The organism is Blautia sp. CGZ-1-C1 (assembly GCF_056504575.1).
Genome location: NZ_JBWLUT010000012.1, coordinates 22,317 through 28,900 on the forward strand (window position 1 = coordinate 22,317; position 6,584 = coordinate 28,900).

4 protein-coding genes and 1 pseudogene are annotated in these 6,584 nt (G+C 40.6%); 2 read left to right on the plus strand and 3 right to left on the minus strand.

Annotated features, from left to right (window positions below):
- Positions 1–7: 7 nt before the first annotated feature.
- A pseudogene (locus tag AC058W_RS00830) lies at positions 8–1,860 on the plus strand (ATP-dependent nuclease).
- 39 nt (positions 1,861–1,899) lie between these two features.
- Here AC058W_RS00830 and AC058W_RS00835 read toward each other — a convergent pair.
- Positions 1,900–3,144: a serpin family protein gene (locus tag AC058W_RS00835; RefSeq protein WP_479389561.1), complete on the minus strand. Its 1,245-nt coding sequence runs from the start codon at positions 3,142–3,144 to the stop codon at positions 1,900–1,902.
- 349 nt (positions 3,145–3,493) lie between these two features.
- On the opposite strand from AC058W_RS00835, the gene AC058W_RS00840 reads away from it, so the two are divergent.
- The gene (locus AC058W_RS00840; protein ID WP_479389562.1) at positions 3,494–4,906 is read left to right on the plus strand and encodes an alanine/glycine:cation symporter family protein; all 1,413 of its coding nucleotides are present in this window, start codon (positions 3,494–3,496) and stop codon (positions 4,904–4,906) included.
- 172 nt (positions 4,907–5,078) lie between these two features.
- Here the strand turns inward: AC058W_RS00840 and AC058W_RS00845 are convergent, their stop codons facing one another.
- Both AC058W_RS00845 and AC058W_RS00850 read right to left on the minus strand, forming a co-directional pair.
- Complete coding sequence (locus AC058W_RS00845; RefSeq protein ID WP_479389563.1) at positions 5,079–6,206, minus strand: hypothetical protein; 1,128 nt, start codon at positions 6,204–6,206, stop codon at positions 5,079–5,081.
- A 100-nt stretch (positions 6,207–6,306) separates the two neighbouring features.
- On the minus strand, positions 6,307–6,584 hold a 278-nt coding region (locus AC058W_RS00850; protein WP_479389564.1), incomplete at its 5' end, for a hypothetical protein.

Sequence of the window (6,584 nt, forward strand, 5' to 3'; positions counted from 1 at the left end):
GAATCTTATGCGTATCCAGAAACTTCACATTAAAAACTTCCGATACATTCGCAGTCTTGAAATCTGTGATATAGAAAATGCCTTAATACTGGTTGGAAAAAATAACGTGGAAAACAGCAGTTCTCTGCGCGCTCTGCGCAGTAGGCGGGCAATACGAGATTGCAGAAACTGATTTTAATGAAAAAAAACAAAATATAGAGATTGATATCACTCTTGAAATCACACAGGAAGACCTGGAACTTCTTCACAGACTCCGTAAAGTCAGTTCCTACCGGAGAATGGAAATCTGGATGAGGGAATTTCAGAAAAAGCTCCCATCCTATAAAGGTAATATGCTGACATTTTCCTACATTGCTAATTACAATGGGCGTATTCGATTGTCGGATGGATATCACAAAAACAATCCTGCCATTCGAGAAGTTTTTCCAAAGATATATTATCTGGACAGTCAACGTGATCTGAACGGAATTCAGGATAGTCTCTTATCATTTATGGAAGATGATCTGCTGAATCAGATGCGCGCCGACTGCTGCCTTTTGTGACCGTTCCAAGAAATGCAATCACTGTTTTTCCTGTATCGGACTGATAAATCAAAAAATGCCGTCTCAGCTAAATGCTTTTGAGACTGAGAAACTTTTAGAATATAAATTGTACCAACTGAATCTTGACAGTTTTTCTCAGCGAGTCAACGAAAACTTTCATAAAAACGGCGGTACATCTGGAACCATCTGTTATGAATTGACCTGCAATACAGACAGGATTTTTCAGGTAAATGCATATCTGGAGTCAAAAGAGTCGCACGTACCGGAACATATTTCTTCTCTGGGAAAAGGAATGCGCAGTATTTATATGCTTTCTCTGCTGGAATCCTATCTGGAGGATGAAGAACGTGTCCCTGGAATGATTCTTATGGAAGATCCGGAGATTTTCCTGCACCCTACCTTACAGAAGAAATCCAGTGAAATTCTGTACAGACTTTCCAGAAAAAGCCAGGTTATTTTTACAACACATTCCCCAAATCTGCTGTTCCAGTTTAACAGCAGGCAGATTCGTCAGATGGTTTTGGATGAGGATGGATATTCAGTGATCCGAAGCCATACAAATCTTTCTGCAATCCTGGATGATCTGGGATTTACTGCCAGTGACCTTCTGAATGTCAGCTTTGTCTTTATTGTGGAAGGTAAACAGGACAAAAGCCGGCTGCCACTGCTTCTGGAAAAATATTATTCTGAAATTTACGATCAGAAAGGAAATTTGTCAAGGATTTCCATTATTTCTACTAACAGCTGCACTAACATAAAAACTTATGCCAATCTTAAATATATCAATCAGACATATCTGCGTGATAATTTCCTGATGATCCGGGATGGGGATGGTAAAGATGCAGAAGAACTGGCTTCTTCCCTGTGCAGGTATTATGAGGCTCGTAACCGTGAGGATATGGACAGACTGCCGCGTGTGACTCGGGAAAATGTTCTGATCCTGAAGTATTATTCCTTTGAGAATTATTTCCTGGATCCGAAGATAATGGAAAAAATCGGAGTGATAAAAAGTGAGGATGATTTCTACGAAATCCTGTTGAAAAAGTGGAATGAATATCTATACAAATTAAAAAGCGGTCAGCATCTCACAGAAATGATCGGCCATGCTCTCAAAAATACTACAGATATCAGAGAACATATGGAAGAAATCCGTATCTGTCTCCGCGGACATAATTTATATGATATCTTTTACGGAAGATTCCGTAAAAACGAAACTGAAATCCTCAAATCCTATATAGAGGAGGCTCCAAGGGATACTTTTAAAGATATTCTGGATGCAATTGACCGTTTTGTTTATTTTGAGAACAGAAAAAAATAATTCATGAAGAGGGATGCCACGCATGGCATCCCCTTTTCATCAGGAAACTGTCATTACTTTTCCCATAAATAGTATTTCGTCATTGCTCCTGTCATAGATCAGGAAGGCAAAAGGACGAGTGAGTTCCACATTTTTTATAACTGGTTCTTTCTCCTCTACAGCTGACATACATTCCATGATAACTGCTGTCACTGCTGCTGCTTTCGTGCCATTTTCATCCAGTTCCAGTTTTGTTTTCTGCAGTATCGTATCTACATTTACATTTTTGTCTGCAATACCGGAGAAATCAGCGTTGCTGGAAAATATATTATCAAGCCCCAGGCTTGAGAGTATGTCATTTAGGATGGCGGTAGTCTCAAAATCAAGTTTTGGCATCTTACATTGTACTTCGTCATACTCTGGCTGAGATTTCAGAAGTCCACCAATATCCAGATCCTCAAGTGTAAAATCGCCTTCATCGACAGGCAGGATTCCGACAAAACTCAGTCCGTTTGCATACTCCCTGTCAAATGCTGTTGCCTTATCATTTTCATAATACCTGTCTCCGGCACAGGTCATGTATTTTGTCTTTTCATTGTTTCCAAACTTCTCTTCTGTATCAGAAACATTCCAGGGTTCTCCACTCCATCCGGACTCAAAATACAGTGAATTAGTTAAGCACAGTCCGGTAGTATCATTGATCTGATCCGGGGTTATGATTTTCGGGATCAGCCCTTCCGTATTTTTGTCACACCAGGAATTAATGATACCACATGTTTTCTCTGCAGCGGAAAAATCTACATTTTCCACTTCAGCCCCAAAACCGTTCGTTACTGAATTTTTAAATTCTTCCTGTAATGTCAGATTATTATCCACCCAGACTGCATCTGCAATCTTTAATTTTGACTTATATCCGTAACTCTCATCTTCAGTATTATATTCTTTAATCTTGTTCAGATATTCCTTTGCATAGGATGCAAAATCATCGGTTCCCAGGTAATTACATAGAACTTCTTTTGTCTCTCCTTTTGCACCTGCTGCGATCATGCCCAGCGCAAAATTAAGGCTTGTGGGACTGAACATAATATTTTCCCCATTGACTGCCGCAGAGATTTGGTCTGTCATTTTTACGGAATTCTGTAATGTTACGGCTTTGTCGATACTGGCTCCTTTATTACCGGACACCGTGTCTTCATTGCTGCTTTGGATTTCACTGGCTTTTGCGGAAACGGCATATATGCCGACAGCTGGCAGTGCGACAGTCATAGCTGCCAGTATTCCGATTAAGAGTTGTTTTCTTATCATAAGGCATTTCCTCCTCTGGCATTTTTTTTAGTTTAACATATTTTTCTTTCGGTTCTGTAATCTGTGGAAAATAGAATACCTTCAACATTGCAGGTACATTGGTGTTAGGGGATTCCGTATCAGGAATGACAAAGTAAGCTTATCCCGCTTGATCTCGATAGGAATTACTTTTCCATTTTTTGGATAATTATATCAAAAAGCTCCAACTGTAATTTTTATGCAATGAAAGATTTCCTTTTCAAAGAAGCAAAAATATTGTATCATAGTAATAATCTGGGTTTTTTGCCCGATGTATCTGTCATGTACAGAACAGTAACTTATGATAAAATTTCTGTTGAGAGGAGAATTTATGTTCGAAACGATCATTGACACAATCAACACATTTCTTTACAGCAAATTGCTGATTGTGATATTAATTGGTTCCGGTATCTATTTTACTATTCGGACCAGATTTCCGCAGGTACGTTTATTCCGGAAAGCCTGTAATGCTGTAATGGAGAAGCCAGAGGGAAAAGAAAGTGTGTCATCCTTTCAGGCACTGATGGTCTCTACGGCATCTCGTGTAGGGACAGGCAACATTGTTGGAGTCTCTTCCGCTATCTGCATCGGTGGTGTAGGCTCCGTGTTCTGGATGTGGATCATTGCCATTCTTGGCAGTGCATCAGCTTTGGCAGAAAGCACACTGGCACAGATATATAAGAAAAAAGGGGAAGATGGCAAGTGTTATGGTGGTCCGGCTTATTATATAGAAGCAGCACTGCACAGCAGAGGATTGGCTGTTGTTTTCTGTATAGCCATGATCCTGACTTATGCATTTGGATTTAATATGCTGGCTTCTTACAATCTTCAGTCTACCTTTGCCAGCCAGCCATTTTACAATGCAGAGATTACGCCCTGGATCATTGGAGGAATTCTGTCACTGGTAATGGGATGGTGTCTGCTGGGTGGCGGTAACAGAATTGTGAAAGTAACCTCTACCCTGGTTCCATTTATGGGAATTGCATATATTCTGGTATCTCTGTTGGTCGTAGTATTGAACATCGGACAGCTTCCGTCAGTCATGGCACAGATTTTCAAAGAAGCATTTGACTTTAAAGCCATTTTTGCCGGTTTTGCCGGATCGGCCATGATGCAGGGAATCCGAAGAGGTCTGTATTCCAATGAAGCAGGTATTGGTTCTGCACCAAATGCAGCAGCGTCTGCAGTAGTCAGCCATCCGGTCAAGCAGGGACTTGTACAAATGTTGTCTGTGTTTATTGACACATTATTATTGTGTACTGCAACTGCCATGATGTGTCTGGTATCTGGTGTGATACCTGCTAAAGAACTTCAGGGTGCACCATGGGTGCAGGCAGCACTTCACAAGACACTTGGTTCTTTTGGCCCATATTTTATCATGATCGCCATGGTATTATTTGCTTTCACCACATTATTGGGAAATTGTTTCTATTGTGACAATCTGCTGACTTATATTCATAAAAAACAACCAGACAGGAAATTTATGACAGGATTTCGCATTGTATCAGCATTGGCGGTATTTTGGGGTGCAGGTATGGAAATGACATTACTGTGGCATATCTCCGACGTATTAATGGGGGTAATGGCGTTGATCAACATTCCGGTGATCCTGATACTGTCCAATACTGTAGTAAAAACATTAAAAGATTACGAAATACAGATTCAGCAGAAAAAGAATCCTGTATTTTTCAGTAAAAATATTGATCTGAAGCAAAAAACAGATTACTGGAACGAAAAAAACTAACCAATAGTTAATAAAAATCCCAGACGGAAAGACAAAAATGCAATGTAAAAATTCCCATGGAAATCAGACAAAAGCAGGGCAGAAACAGCATTAAAACTGTTTCTGCCCTGCTTTTATATATTCAGATGATATCATGTTTTATCATTTCACTGTAACATCTAAGAAAGAGAACCTATTTCTTTGTCTTGAATTTCTTCATTGCGGAATATGGACTGTAAACTCTGGATTTATCCTTAGAGGTCTTATTCCAGGAACGTACTGCCACATACCAGGTACCTTTCTTTACGTTTGTAAAGGTTACAGTTACGGTATTTTTGCCTTCTGTACGTTTCAGATATTTCTTAACCGGATATTTCTCACCTGCGGAAGTCTTATATTTGTTTCCAAGCAGGATTTCATAACCTGTGGCATTTTTGCATTTTGTGTAAGTAACAGTCACAGTGTTTCCTTCTACAGTAATATTCCTGATCTTTGGCTGCTGTGGTGTGACAACAGTGATCTTGATCTTCTTGATCTTTGTCCAGGAACCATAGACCTTATTGCCCTGTGCATCCAGAACCCAGCTTCGGGCTGCCACATACCAGGTACCTTTTGAAAGATATCTGAAAGATGCCTGTGGCTTGCCGGATGAGGAAACTGTTTTGCTGAACTTTCCGGTTTTGAGCATATCTGATTTCTTGCTGATCGCGAAGTCATAACCCTGAGCGCCGGCACATCCTTTGGAAAGTCTGACAGTGAGCTTGTTTCTGTCAATGGAATAGCTGGAAATCTTTGTGTTTGCAGGTCGCAGGTATGCACCGTTTTCATCTGTGATACTTCCGTCTGTGTGAATGACTCTGCCATTGAGAGATTCTGTACCAAATGCTATGAAATAATCCTGTCCTTTGGAAAGCGTAAAGTCGGCATATGGAATACTGCGCTCAAATGCACCGCCTACAGTTACAGTCTGGATACACTGCAGAACCCCATTCTCAACATCATACCAGAACAGATTTGCCATAAGTCCTGCACAGGAGGCATCTGCCTTTACGGAAAGCACAGCCGGGAAATCGAAAGCTCCGTTTCTTCCAAGATGGAAACCGAAATCATTCTGGTTTGTGGAGATCAGGCTGTATAATGCTGCCGGGATATGCTCTGCTGTGTTTGTAACAGAAAGATCGGTATCTGCAGGTGTTTCTGTTGTAATGGAAGTACCATTGATCTTCCAGATGAAACCATTCTCCATATCGAGATTCAGGGAAATATCTTTTCCTTTTATCCCGGATAAAACAGAAGCAGGAAGTGTCCTGGCACCATTCATGATAATGGAGATGGTATCCTTTTCTTTGGAAGCCTTAATCAGATCATTGACAGCATCCCAGCCTTTCTTCTGAAAACTTCCCTCAATGTAAGGTTCCCCGTCACCAAGCTTTACCGAGGTTTTTTGTATCCTGATGTTTGCATCGTTTACAGGTGTAAGTTATGATTCCGTCAGTTTCTGTAGTTGGTTCTGTAGTGATAACGCCGTTGTCATAGTCATGACCGTATGCGGAAATGGTATAACCATAGGAAAGTGTTTCATTACAGTCTGTGCAGTAGGTATCTCCGCTATATCCGCTGGAAGTACAGGATGGAGAGGAGTAATAACGTCCGGCGGTGTGTTCGTGCGTGCATTGACTTTTCTGGTGATTGTGTAAGT